Here is an 18,228-nt window from a genome sequence, read left to right on the forward strand (position 1 = left end):
GAGGCGCGGGCATGAGTGAGAGTAGGACGCAGAGCGGACTTCGGGCGTACCGACGGGTCGCGGCGGCGGTCGACGCGGTGTGCGCCGTCGCCGCGGATTCCGATGCGACCACCCTCGAGGAGGTCGTCGCCTCGATCGCGAGTGAGCGGCACCGCGAGATCGAAATCGCCAGTGCCCAGCTGGGTCCCGGCGTATGCGGGCAGCGGCGGTTCTATCCGGACCGCGATGTCATCGTGCTCGCCACCGCACTACCGAGCCGCGACCACACGCTCGCACACGAATTGGGCCATATCGTCTTCGATCACGAGGGCGCGCCGGCACCCGAGGTGACCCTGGAGGCCAGTGACGATCTGATCGCCTACATGCTCAGCCAGCGTGCGCATCAGCAGATCGTCGACGACGGCGCGGACGAACTCGCCGAATGGGAGGCCGAGACCTTCGCCGCCATGTTGATGACCCGACTCCGCGTGTTCAACAGCCGGGGCGCAGGCGTCTCGGTCCTTCGATTCGATGAGGCGCTGGGATGACCCTCTGGTTGACGGCCATGCTGGTCTGGGTTGCCGCCGGTGCGCGTGTGGGGCGTGTACTGGTCAAGCCCGCGACCACCGCGCGGGTGGCGATCGTCGTCGCGGTCGCGGCGGTCGCGGTCGCGGCCACCGTCGCGGTTCCCGAAATCGCGCTGGCGATCGACAACCTGCATCCGCGCGGTCTGCATTCCGGCCTGCTCTCCGACGGTGTTCTGACCTCGGCCTGGATCCTGTTCGCGATCGCGACCTCGGTGGTCGCGTCGGCGGCTTGGCCGGTCGTATCCCGCCGCAACCTGCGTCAGATCGCGTTCGTGATCTATGGCATCGGCCTGGTCGCGGTGGCGGCCAACCTGTTCTGGTCCACCACCTTCGGCGGGATCGTCGTCGCGCTCGGTTGCGTTTTCATCGTCATCACCGGTGTGCGCAATCTGGACTGGACCACCCTCGGCCGCGGTATCGCGATCTACACCGCGGGCACCGCGCTCGTCGCGGTACTCGCCATATTGGAGATCCGGCCGGCCATCGCGGACGCTCCGGTCACGAAACCGGGCGAACCGGACTGGGGTTGGCCGGCCTGGGAGGTCGCCGGTCTGCTCATCGCCTTCGGCGCGGTCTGGATCGTGGTCGAGTTGTGGGTGCGCGCGCGAATGTTGTTGCGGCAGATCAAACTTCTGCATCGGATCATGATCGGGCGCTTCCCCGAGGTGGTCGCGCACGAACAGGCCGGGACGGCCACTCAGCTCAAGGCGTCTGATCAGGTCGCGCAGATCATGGACGCGCTGTACCTGCAGTCCGGCGGCGGCGTCGAGCTGGTCGCCGCGGGTCCGCCGCCGCCTTCGGTGGCCGTGCGTGCCGATCGAGTCGCGCAGTGGGCGCGAAACCCATTGGGCGATGTGGTGGTCGACGCCAGGTGGATTGCTCCGCCCGAGGGGATTAGTCCGCGCGGCTGGGTTCAGGCAATCGCCCGGGCCTACGATGCGAGCACCCCGGTGCCCGTTCGGAATTGATCGAGTGACACCAAAAACGATCAGCGCGAAGCATTCTGAAGGACTCGCTCCGGGTATTCAAAAAGGTTGACATAGCAAGAATCCGACTCGGTTGATCACCGCGCCGGATTCCTTGTGTCGATCTACGTATCCGCTCAACTGATTTCGTCAGTACCGCAGTCACTCGGGGTACGCAATTGACGCACCCCTGTACTCACCGCCGGCCCACAATTTCCGGGGCACCAACCGTGCGTCGAAGTCGTGGCGGCTGTCTTACCCATGACGCAGTACGGTGCGACCCTATGGGTCGCACCGTACTGCGCTGTGGGAGAACCTATTCGGTACCGTCCGGAGGAATTTCGGGCAAACCTTCGCTTGCCCGCAACTTCTCCGCCATGGAGGTGAGGAGGTTCTGTGATTCTTCGGAAAGATCAAACGCCCTACTCGACAGCCGTCGCAGCCCATAGCCCTGCAGCTGGGACAGCAACTCCAGATCGTGATCGATCTTGGCGGCATAGATGTCGTTGAAGAAGTAGTCCGGTTTGACCTTGAAGAACTTGGCCAGTGCAGCCACCGTTTCGTCCGACGGGTTGGTCCGCTGTCCCGACCGCAACTGCGAGAGGTACGGTTTCGAGATCGGATGCCCGGAGGCCGTCAGCGCAGCCGCAACCTCCGCGTTGGTGTGCGGCTTGCGCCCCGGGGGATGCACGGTTTCGAACAGCTTGTTCAGCCGCGCCGCGAAATCAGCCATTGTGAGCCGCCCAATTCCCTTCGCTGTACTAACAGTCGTTATCTCGGATACGTATCATTGATATTAGCGGCTCAGTAACTGAAAACCTACGCCTGATTCAGGATTTCCTTGAAGCTTCTAGGTGTCGCTCCGGCGAAGTCACTGCGACGGTTGCGTTTGCGGGTCACGCCAACGGCTCTTGGTTACGCGTGGTGTGAACCGGTTCTGGCCCGTCGCAGCGGTCTTCCCCGACAGGTCAATGATAGCTTCAAGATAGCTGACGGGTCATCTAGTCTTCCGTACTGGTCTTTGTGTGGCGTACGACACGTTTTGGGCTTGTTGGGATGAACGTTCAACCAATGGGACGGAATTGGTTGAGAATGCTACAACCGCTCGATGATGGTGCCTGTCGCCAGTGCGCCACCCGCGCACATGAGCACCATCGCGGTACTATCTCCGGTTCGCTCCAGTTCGTGCAAAGCCGTTGTGAGGAGCCGGGATCCGGTGGAACCCACCGGATGTCCGAGGGCAATGGCGCCGCCGTTGACATTTACCCGGTCCATGTCCGGATTGTGTACAGAAGCCCACGAAAGCGCAACGGCCGCAAAGGCCTCATTGATCTCGAAAAGATCGATGTCACCGATATTCATCCCGGACCGCTCGAGCAGTCGAGTGCAGGCCTGCACCGGTCCGTCGAGATGGAACTCCGGCTCCGCGCCGACGAGCACCTGGGTGACGATCCGGGCGCGCGGGCGCAAACCCGCTCGCTGCGCGGCCTTTTCGTCCATCAGCAGTACTGCGGCCGCGCCGTCGGAGATCTGCGACGACGTGCCCGCGGTATGGACGCCACCGTCCAGTACCGGCTTCAACTTGGCCAGACCCTCGGGTGTGGTCTCGCGCAGCCCCTGATCCCTTGTCACGTCCAGCTTTTCGCCGGTGAGATTGCCTTCCTTGTCGACGGCGGGCGCCGTCACGTGCAGCACCTCGCGGTCGAAGCGGCCCTCGGCCCAGGCCTGGGCAGCCAGTCGCTGCGAACGGACGCCGAGTCCGTCCAGATCGTCGCGAGTGAGGCCGCGCCGCTTGGCAATTCGCTCGGCCGCCTCGAACTGGTTCGGCAGATCGATATTCCAGGATGCGGGCCGGCGCGGCCCCGCGTGCTCACCGACGTTGGCGCCCAAGGGAACTCGGCTCATCGCCTCCACGCCGCAGGCCATGCCGATATCGATGGCGCCGGTCGCGATGAGCCCGGCGATCAAGTGATTGGCCTGCTGCGCCGATCCGCACTGCGCGTCGATTGTGGTGGCGCCGACCTGCCACGGCAGTCCGGCGTGCAGCCAGGCGACGCGTGTCACATTATTGGACTGTTCACCGGCCTGGGTGACGCAACCACCGATGACCTGCTCCACCAGGGCGGGATCCAGGTGCGCCTTATCGAGCAGTCCGCGCTGCGCGAGGCCGAGCAGTTCGGCGGCGTGTAGACCGGCGAGCCAGCCGCCGCGCTTGCCGATAGGGGTGCGAGCGGCCTCGACGATGACGGGTGTGCCCATGTCCAACCTTTCTTCTGGGACAGAAACTGAAACGTGTGTTCACGCGTGTGACAGTTGAATCCGTCCTGTTCTTCCCTCATTATGCAGCCTATGCTTCAATGATTGTAGAACGTGTTTCAGTTTGTCGAAGGAGACATCTGGTGGTAGACCCGCGCAATGCCCGGCCGAATCTGCCGGATGGGTTCGATGTCACGGACCCGGACATTTATGCCGAGCGTGTTCCGGTCGAGGAGTACGCCGAATTGCGTCGTACCGCACCGATCTGGTGGAACCCACAGCCCGCCGAGATCGGTGGCTTCCACGACGAGGGCTTCTGGGTGGTGAGCAAGTATGCGGACGTCAAGGAGGTCTCGCGGCGCAGCGACGTGTTCTCCAACTTCGAGAACACCGCGATCCCGCGGTTCAACGACGACATCACCCGGGAGCAGATCGAACTGCAGCGGTTCGTGCTGTTGAACATGGACGCACCCCATCACACCAAGCTGCGCAAGATCATCTCGCGCGGTTTCACCCCGCGCGTGATCAACGGCCTGCGTGCCGAACTCAAGGCCAGGGCCGAGTCGATCGTGAAGGAGGCGGCGGAGTCCGGATCCGGTGACTTCGTCACCCAGGTCGCCTCCGAACTGCCGCTGCAGGCGATCGCCGAGCTGATCGGCATCCCGCAGGAGGACCGCATGAAGGTCTTCACCTGGTCCAACGATATGACCGGCTACGACGATCCGGAGAGCGAGGCCGACCCGGTCGCCGCCTCCGCCGAAGTCCTCGGCTACGCCTACCAGATGGCCGCGGCGCGCAAGGAATGCCCGGCCGACGATATCGTCACCAAACTGATCGAAGCCGATGTCGACGGCGATGAGCTGACACCGGAGGAGTTCGGCTTCTTCGTCATCATGCTGGCCGTGGCGGGCAACGAGACGACCCGCAACGCGATCACCCACGGTATGGCGGCCTTCCTGGATCACCCGGACCAGTGGGAGCTGTTCAAGAACGAGCGCCCGGCCACCGCCGCCGACGAGATCATCCGGTGGGCGACGCCGGTCACCTCGTTCCAGCGGACCGCGCTCGAGGACACCGAGCTCGGCGGCGTGCAGATCAAGAAGGGCCAGCGGGTGGTCATGCTCTACCGCTCGGCCAACTTCGACGAGGACGTATTCGAGGATCCGGAGAAGTTCGACATCACGCGAAAGGACAACCAGCACTTGTCCTTCGGCGGCACCGGCGCACACTTCTGCATCGGCGCCAACCTGGCGCGGATGGAGGTCGATCTGATCTTCAACGCCATCGCCGACGCCATGCCCGATATCACCAAGCTCGGTGATCCGAAGCGGTTGCGCTCGGGCTGGCTCAACGGCGTCAAGGAGTTCCAGGTCGGCTACCGGGGCTCCGGCTGTCCGGTCGTGCACTGAGACGGCGGGACCCAGGCTTGTGTCGGCAGCTTGGGTCCCAGGTTTCGGCGCACAAAAGGGCCCTCGTACCGGCAGTCCCTTACCGGTACGAGGGCCTTTGTGCTGTCCCTGAGGGGGAGGGGCAGCGTGCTCAGGCGATGGGCTCAGCCGTCCGCATGGCTCGGTCGACCTCCCAAAATGCCCGCAGCGCAGCGATTTTGCCGGTGTCGTCCACCTTGTAGGTGAATACGCCCTCGGCGTCGATCTGGTGGCCGCCCATCTTGGTGCGGATCAGGCCGGTGAAGGCGATCTCGTTACCGCAGGCGAAGGAGTCCTCGAAGCGGAACTCGATCGAATCGGTCTTCGCGATCGCCATATCCCAGAACCTGGCGATCGCCTCCTTGCCCCGATGGCCCTTGCCCTCCGGATCGAAACCCGAAGGGCCGATGGGATCTTCGACGATGCCGTCGGCGGCGAACAGATCTACCCAGGCCTGCTTGTCACGAGCCCGTACCGCACTTTGCGAGGCGAGTCCGGCGGCTCGTGCTGGATGCTCAGTAGTGGTCATACGCTTGCCTTCGCGACGATGGGTTCCTCGATATTCTTCGCGGCGAAGCGGCGCAGCGATTCCTGCTTGGCCGCCAGCTCACCGTCGAAGCCGATGCCATCGGCCAGCCACGGGATCACGATCGCATCGGTCACCCCGGCATCGGCCAGATCCTGATATCCGGCGCGCCCGAACTTGTCGACGCACACCGCCTGGATCTCGAACGGCACACTCTCCCTGCCGAATTCGGCGCGCAGTGCGCCGAGCTTGCCGATGGTGGCGCACAGTTCGTCGTAGGTCATCATCGCCGAAGTCCAGCCGTCACCGACCTTGGCCGCGCGGCGCAACGCGGGCTCGGTGTGGCCGCCGATGTAGAACGGCACCGGCTCGCTCGGCGCCGGACTGATCTGCAGTGGGTCGAAATCGAAGAATTCCCCGTGGTATTCGACCATGCCGCCGCCGAGTACCAGCTTGATGACCTCGATCATCTCGTCGACCCTGGCTCCGCGCTTGGCATAGGGCACCCCACACCACTCGAATTCCTCGGGCGCCCAACCGATTCCGACGCCGAAACCGAACCGGTTGCCGGAGAGGTTGGCGACCGAGCCGACCTGTCGGGCCAGTAGCAGCGGATTGCGCGAACCGAGCTTGAGCACATTGGTGTAGAAGTGAATCCGGCTGGTCACCGCCGCCATGGCGGTCGCCCCGATGAGCGGATCGACCCACGGCGTCTCCGGTCCCCAGAATCGGCTACCGTCGGCGGTGTACGGATACTTCGCCGACGCCGATTTCATATAGAACAGCGAATCCGGCAATGCTATCGATGAAAATCCGCACTCCTCAGCGGTCTTCGCCAATTCGGGCAACTGCTCCAGCGGACTGAGCGCAATACCAAGGGTGAACTTCAACGACTCCATCCGATGCCCTGCCTTCCTGAGTACGTTTCATATCGCCTGGCCACTGGGCAGATCTCTCGATGCCCGGCCGCGAGTAGGTTTCTTGTCGACCGGGCCCCGAGAAAACCGCGCGTCAGCGCGGTTTCTCCGCGCCAACAACCCACATGGCGAAGTACTGCGAGCCACCGCCGTACGCGTGCCCGAGTGCCTTCTTGGCGTTCGCGACCTGGTAGTCGCCGGCCCGGCCCATGACCTGTTTGGCGGCCTCGGCGAACCGGATGAGGCCGGAAGCGCCGATCGGGTTCGAGGAGAGCACGCCGCCGGACGGGTTGACCGGTAGGGTGCCGCCGATCTCGGTCTCGCCCTTATCGGTGAGCTTCCAGCCGTCGCCCGGTGGGACGAAGCCCAGGTTCTCCAGCCACATCGGCTCGAACCAGGAGAACGGCACGTAGATCTCGGCCACGTCGATCTCGTTGAGCGGATCGGTGATTCCGGCGGTCTGCCACAGCGCCGCGGCCGCATCCTGTCCGGCTTGCGGATTGACCTGATCGCGTCCGGCGAAGGTGGTCGGCTCGGTGCGCATCGCGGTGCCGTGCACCCAGGCGACCTTCTTGCCGGTGGCCTCGACGGCATTCGCCGCGTCCTCGTCACCGATCACCACGGCGCAGGCACCGTCCGAGGACGGGCAGGTCTCGTCGAATCGGATGGGATCCCACAGCATCTGGGAGGAAAGCACCTTCTCCAGCGTGATATCGGGCTGGTGCAGGTGTGCGAGGGGATTCTTCGCGCCGTTGCGGCGATCCTTCACCGCGACCATCGCCCCGATATGACTCGGCGCGTTCGACCGGCGAATGTAGGAACGCACGTGCGGGGCGAAGTAGCCGCCCGCGCCCGCGCCGACCGGCATGGTGAAGGGCACCGGAAAGGACAACGCCCACATGGCATTCGATTCCGACTGCTTCTCCCAGGCGATGGCGAGCACCCGCTTGTGCACCCCGGCCTGCACCAGATTGGTGGCGACGATACCGGTAGAGCCGCCGACGGATCCGGCGGTGTGCACCCGCAGCAGCGGTTTTCCGGTGGCGCCCAACGCATCCGCCAGATACAGCTCGGGCATCATGACGCCCTCGAAGAAGTCCGGCGCCTTGCCGACCACCACCGCATCGATATCGGCGATGGTGAGCCCGGCATCGTCGAGTGCACGATCGATCGCCTCGCGGCACATGCCCGCCATGGACACATCGGTACGTTTTGTCACGTGATGGGTTTGTCCGGTGCCGAGCACCGCAGCTGGAAAACGCCCACCCGTCGCCCGACCGCCACCCCTCATCGAATCGCTACGCGATACTGAATTCATCGGGCCTCCGAATCCAAAACGGCTACCAGGTTCTGCTGCAGGGCCGGGCCGCTGCTGGCATGGGCGAGCGCCCGATTCGCGGTGCCCGCCATGATCGCCTCGGCCGCGCAGCCGATGCGCTCCAGGCCCGCCGCGAACATCGGATTGGCGGCGAGTGCGCCGCCCGACGGATTCACCTTGGTCTCGGGCCGCAACCCGATCGCCTCGGCGAGGATCAGCTGCTGATGGCTGAACTGCGCATGCAGTTCGGCGATATCGAAGCCACTGGTATCGCCGCCGGTAACCGACTGTGCCGCCGCCGAAGTCGATGGCGAGACGGTCAGATCGCGGGCGCCGAGGTTGGGCGTGTCCACCCGGTGCGCCATACCCGTGATCCAGGCCGGGCGCTCACAGAGTTCCCGCGCCCGATCGCCGACCGCGAGCACGATGGCGGCCGCGCCGTCGGTGATCGGCGCGACATCGTGCGCGCGCAATGGATCGGCGATATACGGTGTGGCGAGCAGGCTTTCGACATCGCCGGAGTCACCGGCGGCGACCGCGGCCATATCGCGTTCGGTCCATCGACCCGCGTCGAGTCCGGCCCGCGCCTGCAGGCCCGCGATCGAGAGCGAGTCCGGCCACAGCGGAGTGACCAGATAGGGGTCGAGTTGCATGGTCAGGACCTGGCGCAAGGTGCCGGCCGAGGACTTGCCGAAGCCGTAGACCAGTGCGGTCTTCGCCTGTCCCGACGTGAGTTTCACGAACGCCTCATACAGCGCCCAGGCAGCGTCCATCTCGACATGCGATTCGTTGATCGGCGGTACCGCGCCGATGGCGTCGATTGCCGAGATGAACGAGAAGGCCCGGCCCGCAAGGTAATCCGAGGAACCGGAGCACCAGAAGTCGATATCGGATTTGGTGATGCCGAGTCGGGTGTAGAGCTGCTGGAAGATGGGCACCAGCATCTCGACACCGTTGGTGGTGCCGAAGGTCTCCGGCACATGCGGCGCGTGGGCGAATCCCACGACCGCGATGTCGGTGTTGTTCGTCAACATGGCCTCTCAGAGGTGGTGCTTGTAGGTGTCGTAGTCGGCATCCGGCTCGCCGGTGGGACGGAAGTGGTCCACATTGCTGAGCGCGTAGCTCCACTCCTCGCGCGGCTTCCACACCGCCTCCACCCGCATGCCCATCCGCACCTCGCTGGCCTCGCAGCCGAGCACCAGGTGCAGCACCGGGATATCGGCGCCGTCGAGCAGCACATAGGCCGCGACGTACGGCGGCTTGATCCGCTGGCCCATGAACGGCACATTCACGATGCAGAAGGTGGTCACGATGCCGCGGTCGGGCAGTTCGACGATTTCGTCGGTCGGCCTGCCGTCGGTCGGATTGGCGCCGCGCGGTGGGAAGTACACCTTGCCCGCGGCGTCCGTGCGCCCGCCGAGCAGCTTGCCCTCGGCCAGGCCGCGCAGGTAGATGGTCTCCTGCGGGGAGGCGCTGTGCATGTAGTTCAGGTCGACCGGTGTGGTGATCACCGTGATCGGCTCGCCGTCTTCGGTGGATTCCGCTGGTGCGGTGGAGGTTTCGCCGGGTTCGAAGCAGGCGATGTCCTTGATGCTGCCGATGGTCTCGGCGGCCCACCGGGCGACCACCCGCTGTCCGGTGTGGATGTCCTCGGGCGCGGCGACGTCGACGGCGTGCAGCAGTGTGGTGTCCGCACCGTCGAGCTTGATCAGCGCCCAGGCGAACGGGCGGTCGAAGGGCTGGCCGGGCAGCGGATCGCGGACCCAGGTCCAGGACTGGACCGTGCCGGTATCGGCCACGGCGACGAACTCGGTCAGCGGTGCGGAGGTGACCGGATCGTATTCCGGCGGCGGCACCAGCACCCGCCCGTCCGAGCCGCGCACGCCGACGATCTTGCGGGCCCGCAGCTTGGTCAGGAAGGTGCCGATGGTCGGTCCGACCGACCGCGTGTAGTCGAATTGCACCCGCAGGGGTGCACTGAGTACATCTGGCGCGGTGTTCAAATCCGAGCCTCTCTCATCCGCGATTGTGCCGGATGCGGTATTCCCCTGAGTCACATCATCGAGTAGAACAGGTTCTTATTCTGGTGGCAAGAAGTGCTGGCTATTTCGAGCGACCTGCAAGCAGTCGCTAGCGGATCGTTTCGAGCGACCTGCAAGCAGTCGCTAGCGATGGAAGGAGTCGACCATGAAGTTCGGATTGCAACTCGGGTACTGGATGGCGCAGCCGCCGAAAAACGCCGGTGAGTTGGTGGTGGCCGCCGAGGCGGCCGGGTTCGACGCCGTGTTCGCCGCCGAATCGTGGGGATCGGATGCCTTCGGGCCGCTGATGTGGTGGGGCTCGTCCACGCAGCGGGTCCGGCTCGGCACATCTGTGGTGCAGATGTCGGCGCGCACGCCCGCCGCTACCGCCATGCACGCGCTGACGCTGGACCACCTCAGCGGCGGGCGGGCCATCCTCGGTCTCGGTGTCTCCGGGCCGCAGGTGGTGGAGGGCTGGTACGGGCAGCCGTTCGCCAAGCCATTGCAGCGCACCCGCGAGTACGTCGGCATCATTCGCCGCATCCTGGAGCGGCAGGCGCCGGTCACCAATGACGGCCCGCAATATCCGCTGCCCTACACCGGCCCGGGATCGACCGGGCTCGGCAAGCCGCTCAAACCGATCGTGCATCCGCTACGAGCGGATTTGCCGATCTGGCTCGGGGCGGAGGGTCCGAAGAACGTGGCGTTGACGGCCGAGATCGCCGACGGCTGGCTCGCGATCTACTACGCGCCCCGGTTGGCCGGGATGTACAACGACTGGCTCGACGAGGGCTTCGCCAGGGCGGGCGCGCGGCGTTCGCGGGCGGATTTCGAGATCGCGGCCAGCTGCCAGGTGGTGATCACCGACGATCCCAAGGGCGAGCTGGAGCGGATGCGCTGGATCATGGCGCTCTACATCGGCGGCATGGGTGCGCCTGAGTTGAACTTCCACGCGCAGGTTTACCGGCGGATGGGCTACGAGCGCGAGGTCGACGAGATCGGCAGACTGTTCCAATCCGGTAAGAAGGCCGAGGCGGCCGCGCTGGTACCGGATGAGCTGATTCTGGATACCTCGATCATCGGCGACGAGGAGTATGTGCGTAAGCAACTCGGCGTGTGGGAAGCCGCCGGGGTGACCGAGATGCTGGTGTCTGTTCCAGATATCGAGCAATTGCATCGGTTCGCACCCCTTGTACAGATGTAGAACACGTTCTAGATTCGTAGGGTGACGACGCAGGAGTCAGTAGAAATTCTCGGTCTGTGGAACATCGCGAACGCGGAGCCCGATCGGATCGCGATGGTCGATCCATTGGGCCGCGAGGTGAGTTATCGCGAATTGGCCACGCTCGCAAACCGTTACGGCACCGGCCTGCGGGCGCTCGGCCTGCAACCCGGCGACGTGCTGGTCACCATGGTGCACAACTGTGTCGAGGCGGTCGCCGCCTACTTCGCGGCCTATCAGGCCGGGCTGTACATCGTCGCGGTGAACTGGCACCTGACCGGCCCGGAGGTCGCCTATATCCTCGCCGACAGCGAGGCGAAGGCCTTCTTCGCGAGCGACCGTTTCGCCGCCGCCGCGATCGCCGCGGCGGACGAGGCCGGGCTACCTGCCACAGCGCGTTTCGCGGTCGGCGAGATCGACGGCTTCAAGTCGGTGGCCTGGCTGGGCGCGGCCGACACCGGTCGGCCCGACAATCGGACTACGGGTGCGCCGATGCTCTACACCTCGGGAACCACGGGGCGGCCCAAGGGCGTTCGGCGTCCGCTCACCGGCACCGACCCGGATGTCGTTCCCGCGTACTCGTCCGCGTTCTTCGGACTGTTCGAGCTGAAGCCCTACGACGAGCACGTGCACATCTGCGGTTCGCCGCTGTATCACACGGCCGTGCTGAACTTCGCCACCATCTCGATCCAGTTGGGCCACAAGCTCGTTCTGATGGATCGCTGGGAGGCCGAAGAGATGCTGCGGTTGATCGAGAAGCATCGGGTGACGCACAGTCACATGGTGCCGACCCAGTTCCATCGGCTGCTCGCACTGCCCGAAGCGGTGCGCGCCAAGTACGACGTGTCCTCGCTGCGCAGCATGGTGCACGGCGCGGCGCCGTGCCCGGCCGAGACCAAGCGGCAGATGCTGCAGTGGTGGGGTCCGACGGTGACCGAGTACTACGCGGCGACCGAGGGTGGCGGCACGGTGATCAACGGCACCGACTGGCTGCGCAAGCCGGGTTCGGTCGGCAGGGCCTGGCCGTGGTCGGTGATCAAGGTGCTCAGCGAGGAAGACGGTTCCGAACTGCCCGCGGGCGAACCTGGTCTGGTCTACATGCGCATGGGCACGTCGAGCTTCGAGTACCACCACGCCAAGGAGAAGACCGAAGAGTCAAGGGTCGGTGACCTTTTCACGGTCGGCGATATCGGCCACCTCGATGAGGAAGGCTACCTCTACCTGCACGACCGCCGCTCCGACCTGATCCTGTCCGGCGGTGTGAACATCTACCCGGCCGAGATCGAGACCGTGCTGATCACCCATCCGAAGGTCGAGGACGTCGCGGTCTTTGGTCTGCCGCACCCCGATTGGGGTCAGGAAGTGAAGGCCGTCGTCCAGCCCGTCGCCGGAATCGAGGGCAACGACGAACTCACTGCCGAGCTGATGTCCTTCGCCGCAACCCAATTGGCCAAGTACAAAATGCCACGCTCCATCGACTACATGGACGAACTCCCTCGCGACCCCAACGGCAAGCTCTACAAGCGCAAAATCCGCGACCGCTACATCCCGGCGTAGTACCCCACGAAACCGGCCCCGCTGTCGCATGCGGCGGGGCGGTTTCGTTCGCACCCCGAGCCCATGGGTGACACCAATTGGTGTGCCGAGAGCTACGCGGAGCGGATCGAACGAACTACCGCCGCAACGGCATATGCCCGTCCGGATCGATGAAAGTGCGGCCGAACATGCCGACCTGAGCTTCTCAGGTCGGCGGTGTGTGCGGATCAGACGTCCTCGCGGAGTTCTGGGGCGAGGCCGAAGAGGGGGAACAGCTTTGCGGTATCGAGGAAGAAGTTGAGGCCGGCGATGGTGCCGCCGTCCAGTTCCAGCACCGTGATCGACCACGGAACCCACACGCCCGCTTCGGTTTCGTGTGGTTTGTAGTGGCCGAAGGCGGGGTGGCCGTTGGCGCCCGCCAGGGGGATCATGCGGGAATCGCGGCAGCCGCTGCCGGTGCCGAGCATGAATGCGGCCACGTTCTCGGGGCCGGAGATCCACAGGTCGAACGGCGGCATGGACAGTGCCACATCGGTTTTCAGCAATGTGGTCAGTGTGTCCATGTCGTAGGCCTCGAAGGCCTTGACGAAATCGTCGACGAGTTTGCGCTGGTTGCCGTCGGTCTCGTCGTAGGTGTCGGTGGCTGCGGGCTGGACCTTCGACATGGTCGCCCTTGCGCGCTGCAGCGCGCTGTTCACCGAGGCGGGTGACATGGTGAGTGCCTCGGCCGTCTCGCTGGCCGAGAAACGCAGCACCTCCCGCATGATCAGGATCGCGCGCTGGGTCGCGGGCAGGTGCTGACAGGCCGCGACGAAGGCCAGCCGCAAGGTGTCCTTGGCGGAGGCGTGCTCGGCCGGATCCGACCCGAAGGCCAGTCCGTTCGGGATCGGCTCGATCCAGACGTAGTCCGGCTGCGGCGCGGGCAGTTGCGAATCCGGCCGCGACGGTCCGGATAGATCCATCGGCCTGGCCCGGCGCTGCGGGCCGTCGAGCATGTCGAGGCAGACATTGGTGGTGATCTTGTACAGCCAGGAACGCAGGCTGGCGCGGCCCTCGAACGAGTCGTAGGACTTCCATGCGCGGGTGAAGGTCTCCTGCACCGCGTCCTCCGCTTCGAAGGACGAGCCGAGCATGCGATAGGCGTAGGCGCACAGCTCCCGCCGATGTCCTTCGAAGGACTCGAGGACATCCGGACTGAGGCCGACGGTGGAGCCGGACGAGTCGTTCATAATCGTCACCCTGCCACAGGGGACCGACACATCCCAGACCTTTAGGGGCCCCGATCAAGCGCAGCCGGACAGCGTCCGTCAATAGTCCCTTGCGCTTGGGCGAGCGCAGGCGAGACCGCCGCCTACCAGGGGAATCAAGATCATCGGAACCGTTGCGCCAGCTTGTGCCCGGGTTCACAGCGGTCGCCGCGATGAGTTTCGTGCGGTCGGTCCGTCTGAATCTATAAACCGCCGAAGACGACGTAAGGACCGCCCATGCCGAGCAAGATGATCTTCATCAATCTCCCCGTCGCTGACCTGGGCCGGTCCAAGAATTTCTACCAGGCGATCGGCTGGAAGGTGAATCAGGATTTCACCGATGAGAATGCCGCCTGCATCGTCATCGACGACAACATCTGCGCCATGCTGCTGACAAAGGACTTCTTCACGACCTTCACCAAGCGCCCGATCGCCGATACCGTCTCGGAAATCAGCTCGGCGTATGCGTTGTCGCTGGCCAGCGCGCAGGAGGTCGACGCGCTGACCGAGGCCGCACTGGCCGCGGGCGCGACCGAGGAAGTCAACGAGGACAGGCGAGCCGAAGAGGCTCAGGTCGGCATGTTCGGCCGCACCTTCATCGATCCGGACGGCCACCAGTGGGAGCCCTTCTGGATGAACTATCCCGGCAGCGACTGACGGCACGGCCGCGCCCCGACACGGGAAGTGCCGGGGCGCAGGGGGATTCAGCTGCCGGTGAAGGTGGGCTTGCGCTTTTCGGCGAAGGCCTTCGGGCCCTCCTTGGCATCGGCCGACCGGAAGACCGCCATGCCGAGTTTGGCCTCGATCTGGAAGGCGTCCTCTTCGGGCATGGCCTCGGTCTCCCGGATGGTGCGCAGAATCGCCTGCACCGCGAGGGGGCCGTTCGCCGCGATCTGCTCGGCGAGTTCGAGGGCCTTGTCCAATGCGGTGCCGTCCGGGACGACATGCCCGATCAGCCCGATCTCCTTGGCCTCGGCGGCGGTGATGTGTCTGCCGGTCAGCAGAATGTCCGCGGCAACGGTGTAGGGGATCTGGCGGACCAGCCGAACCGCCGAGCCGCCGAGCGGGAACAGGCCCCAACGCGCTTCGGATACACCGAATTTCGCGCCTTCGGCGGCCACTCGGATATCGGTGCCCTGCAGGATCTCGGTGCCGCCGGCGATGGCCGGGCCCTCCACTGCCGCGATCAGTGGTTTGGTGAGCCGGCGGCCCTTGAGCAGCGCCTCCAATTTGGTCGGATCGAAGCTGCCCGCGCTGGCGTCGCCGGGGTGCCGGGCGGTCATCGCCTTGAGGTCCATGCCCGCGCAGAACGCACCGCCCGCGCCGGTCAGGATCGCGACGCGGATATCGGGGTCGTTGTCCACCTGGTCCCAGGCGTCGCGCATGATCGCCATCATCTCGGCCGAGAGCGCGTTGCGGGCCTCGGGGCGATTCATGGTGACGATGAGGACGTGATCGCGCTTCTCGACGAGGCAATCTGGCATTACTCGATCTCCTGACTCTCCAGGGGGAGGCAGGCCGGCGGAGCCGGCCGGGGTGGGCAAACTCAGGGGGAGGCAGGCCGGCGGAGCCGGCCGGGGTGGGTAAACTCAGCCTTGTCAGAAACAGTAACACGTTCTATTTTTAGGTCTGTGAGCTACAACATAGCGGACCTAGTCGAACATGCCATCGATCTGATGCCCGACCGCGTAGCGCTGGCCGACGACGGCCGCGAGGTGACTTACGCGCAGCTGGAGGAACGGGCCAATAAGCTCGCCAACTACCTGCTGGAACAGGGTGTCCAACCGGGCGACAAGGTGGGCATCTATTCACGCAACACGGTCGAGGCCGTCGAGGCCATGGTCGCGATCTTCAAGGCGCGCGCCGTGATGATCAACGTGAACTTTCGATATGTCGAGAACGAGTTGCAGTACATCTTCGACAATTCGGATATGGTCGCGCTGATCCACGAGCGCCGCTACAGCGACCGGGTGGCCGGGGTTCGTCGGAATACGCCCTTGCTGAAAACGGTCATCGTCGTGGACGACGATACGACCGGAACCATCGCGACCGCAGCGGATTCGGTGGAATACGAAACGGTGCTGGCGCAGTCCTCCGGCGAGCGAAACTTCGGTGCGCGTTCGGGCGACGACATCTTCATGCTCTACACCGGCGGCACCACCGGCCTGCCGAAGGGCGTGATGTGGCGGCACGAGGACTGGTGGCGCGTGCTCGGCGGCGGCATCAACTTCCTCACCGGCGAATACGTCGAGGACGAATGGCATCAGTCCAAGCTGGGCGCGGGCAATCCGCAGATGGTCCGGTTCCCGATTCCGCCGATGATCCACGGTGGCTCACAGACGGCGACCTTCCACAGCCTGTTCGACGGCGGCAAGGCCGTGATGATCCCGGAGTTCACCGGACACGGCGTGTGGCAGCACATCGATCGCCACAAGATCAACCTGATCTTCATCACCGGAGACGCCATGGCCCGGCCGATGGTCGACGCACTGCTCGAGGGCAATCCGGAAACCGCTGCGCCGTACGATCTTTCGAGTCTGTACGTGATCGCCAGCAGTGCCGCGCTGTTCTCGCCGACGCTCAAGGACAAGTTCCTCGAACTGCTGCCCAACCGGATGATCACCGATTCGATCGGCTCGTCGGAGACCGGCTTCGGCGGACTCGCCGTAGTCGCCAAGGGCGCGAACCACACCGGCGGACCGCGGGTGAAGATCGACGCCGCCACCGCGGTGCTCGACGATGACGGCAATCCGGTCGAGCCGGGCTCCGGCAAGGTCGGCTTCCTCGCCCGCAAGGGGCACATCCCGGTCGGCTACTACAAGGACGAGGCCAAGACCGCGGCAACGTTCAAGGAGATCAACGGCATTCGCTACTCCATCCCCGGCGACTACGCCCGGGTCGAGGAGGACGGCACCGTTACCATGCTCGGCCGCGGTTCGGTCAGCATCAACAGCGGTGGCGAGAAGATCTATCCGGAGGAGGTCGAGGGTGCGCTGAAGTGTCATCCGGATGTCTTCGACGCGCTCGTGGTCGGTGTCCCCGACGAGCGCTGGGGCCAGCGGGTGGTGGCGGTCGTGCAGTGTCGTGACGACAAACGTCCCACGCTCGAGGAATTGCGCCCGGTGCTCACCCAGGAGATCGCGCCCTACAAGCTGCCGCGCAGCCTGTGGTTCGTGGACCAGATCAAGCGCAATCCGGCGGGCAAGCCCGACTACCGCTGGGCCAAGTCGCAGACCGAGGAGCGCCCGGCCGACGAGCACGCCGAGGCGACCAGCAAGTAGCACGGTAAGTACGCCGGAACACCGGCAAGGGCTGTCGCGAGAACCGCGGCAGCCCTGCATCATTCTGCGGTCGTGTGCGGCGGGTATGGGATTGGAGATCGAATTGGCAATGCGCTACGGATTTTTCGAGGCCACCTCGGATGGCTTCGCGCCCTTGCCGTTCGCGGCCAGTGCGTGGTCGCCGAAGATGATCAACGGTCCCGCCCTCTGCGGTCTCCTGGCCAGAGCGTTGGAGCAGCAGCACTGTGCGGCCGGATTCACCCCGGCCCGACTGACTGTCGACCTGTTCCGCCCGACGCTCAACAAGCCGGTGACCGTGGTGACCGAACTGGTTCGGGAGGGGCGGCGGATCCTGGTCGCCGATGCCGCGCTGATGCAGGACGGCGAGGATATGGCCAGGGCGACAGCGATTTTCCTGAAGCGATCGCAGCAGCCGCCGGGCAGCCTGTGGACGCGTGCGCACGATCCGCAGCCGCCCTCGGTGCCGGTCGCGACGGAGCCGACCGCACCGCTGTGGGGCAGCGACGCGCACGGCGATGGCTGGTCCGCCAGCATGGGCGAACATCAGAACGACAGCCGAAAGCGCATGTGGCAGGTGCCGATGCGGGTTGTGGAGGGCGAGACCCCGTCCGGATTCGTCGGTGCCGTGGTGATCGGTGAGTCGACGAGCCTGATGACGAACTGGGGCAGCGCCGGGATCGGCTTCATCAATACCGATATGACGCTCGCGCTGGCGCGTACGCCCATCGGGTTGGCGGTCGGGGTCGAGGCGGACAATCACCTCAGCGCGGACGGAATCGCCGTCGGCAGTGCGACATTGTTCGATCGATCCGGATCCTTCGGCACCTGTGTGGTGACCGCGCTGTCGAATGCCGAGCGGCAGGTCGATTTCTCCGATGATTCGGCGCTGCGGGCGCGAGTCGGGATCTGACGGCGAAATCTTGGT

The 18,228-nt window shown here is 65.0% G+C and carries 17 protein-coding genes; 8 read left to right on the plus strand and 9 right to left on the minus strand.

Annotated elements, in window-relative coordinates:
• Positions 1 to 11: 11 nt before the first annotated feature.
• Positions 12 to 527 carry an ImmA/IrrE family metallo-endopeptidase gene (locus tag OG874_RS38110; protein ID WP_330251886.1) on the plus strand — a complete coding sequence of 172 codons (516 nt, stop codon included), beginning with the start codon at positions 12 to 14 and terminating at the stop codon, positions 525 to 527.
• The gene (locus OG874_RS38115) at positions 524 to 1,534 is read left to right on the plus strand and encodes a hypothetical protein (protein ID WP_330251887.1); all 1,011 of its coding nucleotides are present in this window, start codon (positions 524 to 526) and stop codon (positions 1,532 to 1,534) included. The genes OG874_RS38110 and OG874_RS38115 overlap by 4 nt, the downstream gene beginning before the upstream one ends.
• Before the next feature lie 313 nt (positions 1,535 to 1,847).
• Here OG874_RS38115 and OG874_RS38120 read toward each other — a convergent pair whose 3' ends face one another.
• Complete coding sequence (locus tag OG874_RS38120) at positions 1,848 to 2,264, minus strand: helix-turn-helix domain-containing protein (RefSeq protein ID WP_011207048.1); 417 nt, start codon at positions 2,262 to 2,264, stop codon at positions 1,848 to 1,850.
• A gap of 362 nt (positions 2,265 to 2,626) precedes the next feature.
• Positions 2,627 to 3,790, minus strand: coding sequence for a steroid 3-ketoacyl-CoA thiolase (locus tag OG874_RS38125; protein ID WP_330251888.1), 1,164 nt, complete (start codon positions 3,788 to 3,790; stop codon positions 2,627 to 2,629).
• 98 nt (positions 3,791 to 3,888) lie between these two features.
• Here OG874_RS38125 and OG874_RS38130 point away from each other — a divergent pair, with 98 nt between their 5' ends.
• Complete coding sequence (locus tag OG874_RS38130) at positions 3,889 to 5,196, plus strand: cytochrome P450 (RefSeq protein ID WP_330251889.1); 1,308 nt, start codon at positions 3,889 to 3,891, stop codon at positions 5,194 to 5,196.
• 130 nt (positions 5,197 to 5,326) lie between these two features.
• On the opposite strand, the gene OG874_RS38135 is transcribed toward OG874_RS38130, so the two are convergent.
• The 5 genes from OG874_RS38135 to OG874_RS38155 form a co-directional block, all read right to left on the minus strand.
• Positions 5,327 to 5,743 carry a nuclear transport factor 2 family protein gene (locus tag OG874_RS38135; protein ID WP_330251890.1) on the minus strand — a complete coding sequence of 139 codons (417 nt, stop codon included), beginning with the start codon at positions 5,741 to 5,743 and terminating at the stop codon, positions 5,327 to 5,329.
• The gene (locus tag OG874_RS38140; protein WP_330257599.1) at positions 5,740 to 6,630 is read right to left on the minus strand and encodes a TIGR03619 family F420-dependent LLM class oxidoreductase; all 891 of its coding nucleotides are present in this window, start codon (positions 6,628 to 6,630) and stop codon (positions 5,740 to 5,742) included. The genes OG874_RS38135 and OG874_RS38140 overlap by 4 nt, the downstream gene beginning before the upstream one ends.
• A gap of 121 nt (positions 6,631 to 6,751) precedes the next feature.
• Positions 6,752 to 7,948 (minus strand): thiolase domain-containing protein, encoded by a 1,197-nt coding sequence (locus OG874_RS38145; protein ID WP_330257600.1) that lies wholly within the window; start codon positions 7,946 to 7,948, stop codon positions 6,752 to 6,754.
• A gap of 23 nt (positions 7,949 to 7,971) precedes the next feature.
• Positions 7,972 to 9,009 (minus strand): thiolase domain-containing protein, encoded by a 1,038-nt coding sequence (locus OG874_RS38150; protein ID WP_330251891.1) that lies wholly within the window; start codon positions 9,007 to 9,009, stop codon positions 7,972 to 7,974.
• A 6-nt stretch (positions 9,010 to 9,015) separates the two neighbouring features.
• Positions 9,016 to 9,978: a Zn-ribbon domain-containing OB-fold protein gene (locus OG874_RS38155; protein WP_330251892.1), complete on the minus strand. Its 963-nt coding sequence runs from the start codon at positions 9,976 to 9,978 to the stop codon at positions 9,016 to 9,018.
• 184 nt (positions 9,979 to 10,162) lie between these two features.
• Here OG874_RS38155 and OG874_RS38160 point away from each other — a divergent pair, with 184 nt between their 5' ends.
• Both OG874_RS38160 and OG874_RS38165 read left to right on the plus strand, forming a co-directional pair.
• Positions 10,163 to 11,200 (plus strand): LLM class F420-dependent oxidoreductase, encoded by a 1,038-nt coding sequence (locus OG874_RS38160; RefSeq protein ID WP_330251893.1) that lies wholly within the window; start codon positions 10,163 to 10,165, stop codon positions 11,198 to 11,200.
• A 21-nt stretch (positions 11,201 to 11,221) separates the two neighbouring features.
• Positions 11,222 to 12,775 (plus strand): acyl-CoA synthetase, encoded by a 1,554-nt coding sequence (locus OG874_RS38165; protein WP_330251894.1) that lies wholly within the window; start codon positions 11,222 to 11,224, stop codon positions 12,773 to 12,775.
• A 206-nt stretch (positions 12,776 to 12,981) separates the two neighbouring features.
• Here OG874_RS38165 and OG874_RS38170 read toward each other — a convergent pair whose 3' ends face one another.
• Positions 12,982 to 13,983 carry a sigma-70 family RNA polymerase sigma factor gene (locus OG874_RS38170; protein ID WP_330251895.1) on the minus strand — a complete coding sequence of 334 codons (1,002 nt, stop codon included), beginning with the start codon at positions 13,981 to 13,983 and terminating at the stop codon, positions 12,982 to 12,984.
• Positions 13,984 to 14,238: 255 nt separating this feature from the next.
• On the opposite strand from OG874_RS38170, the gene OG874_RS38175 reads away from it, so the two are divergent.
• Complete coding sequence (locus tag OG874_RS38175) at positions 14,239 to 14,658, plus strand: VOC family protein (RefSeq protein ID WP_330251896.1); 420 nt, start codon at positions 14,239 to 14,241, stop codon at positions 14,656 to 14,658.
• A gap of 47 nt (positions 14,659 to 14,705) precedes the next feature.
• Here OG874_RS38175 and OG874_RS38180 read toward each other — a convergent pair whose 3' ends face one another.
• Positions 14,706 to 15,485: a crotonase/enoyl-CoA hydratase family protein gene (locus OG874_RS38180; protein ID WP_330251897.1), complete on the minus strand. Its 780-nt coding sequence runs from the start codon at positions 15,483 to 15,485 to the stop codon at positions 14,706 to 14,708.
• Positions 15,486 to 15,632: 147 nt separating this feature from the next.
• Here OG874_RS38180 and OG874_RS38185 point away from each other — a divergent pair, with 147 nt between their 5' ends.
• Both OG874_RS38185 and OG874_RS38190 read left to right on the plus strand, forming a co-directional pair.
• Positions 15,633 to 17,282 (plus strand): acyl-CoA synthetase, encoded by a 1,650-nt coding sequence (locus tag OG874_RS38185; RefSeq protein ID WP_330257601.1) that lies wholly within the window; start codon positions 15,633 to 15,635, stop codon positions 17,280 to 17,282.
• A gap of 85 nt (positions 17,283 to 17,367) precedes the next feature.
• Positions 17,368 to 18,213 (plus strand): thioesterase family protein, encoded by an 846-nt coding sequence (locus OG874_RS38190; RefSeq protein WP_330251898.1) that lies wholly within the window; start codon positions 17,368 to 17,370, stop codon positions 18,211 to 18,213.
• Positions 18,214 to 18,228 lie beyond the last annotated feature (15 nt).

It is taken from the genome of Nocardia sp. NBC_00565 (genome assembly GCF_036345915.1).
Classification (GTDB): domain Bacteria; phylum Actinomycetota; class Actinomycetes; order Mycobacteriales; family Mycobacteriaceae; genus Nocardia.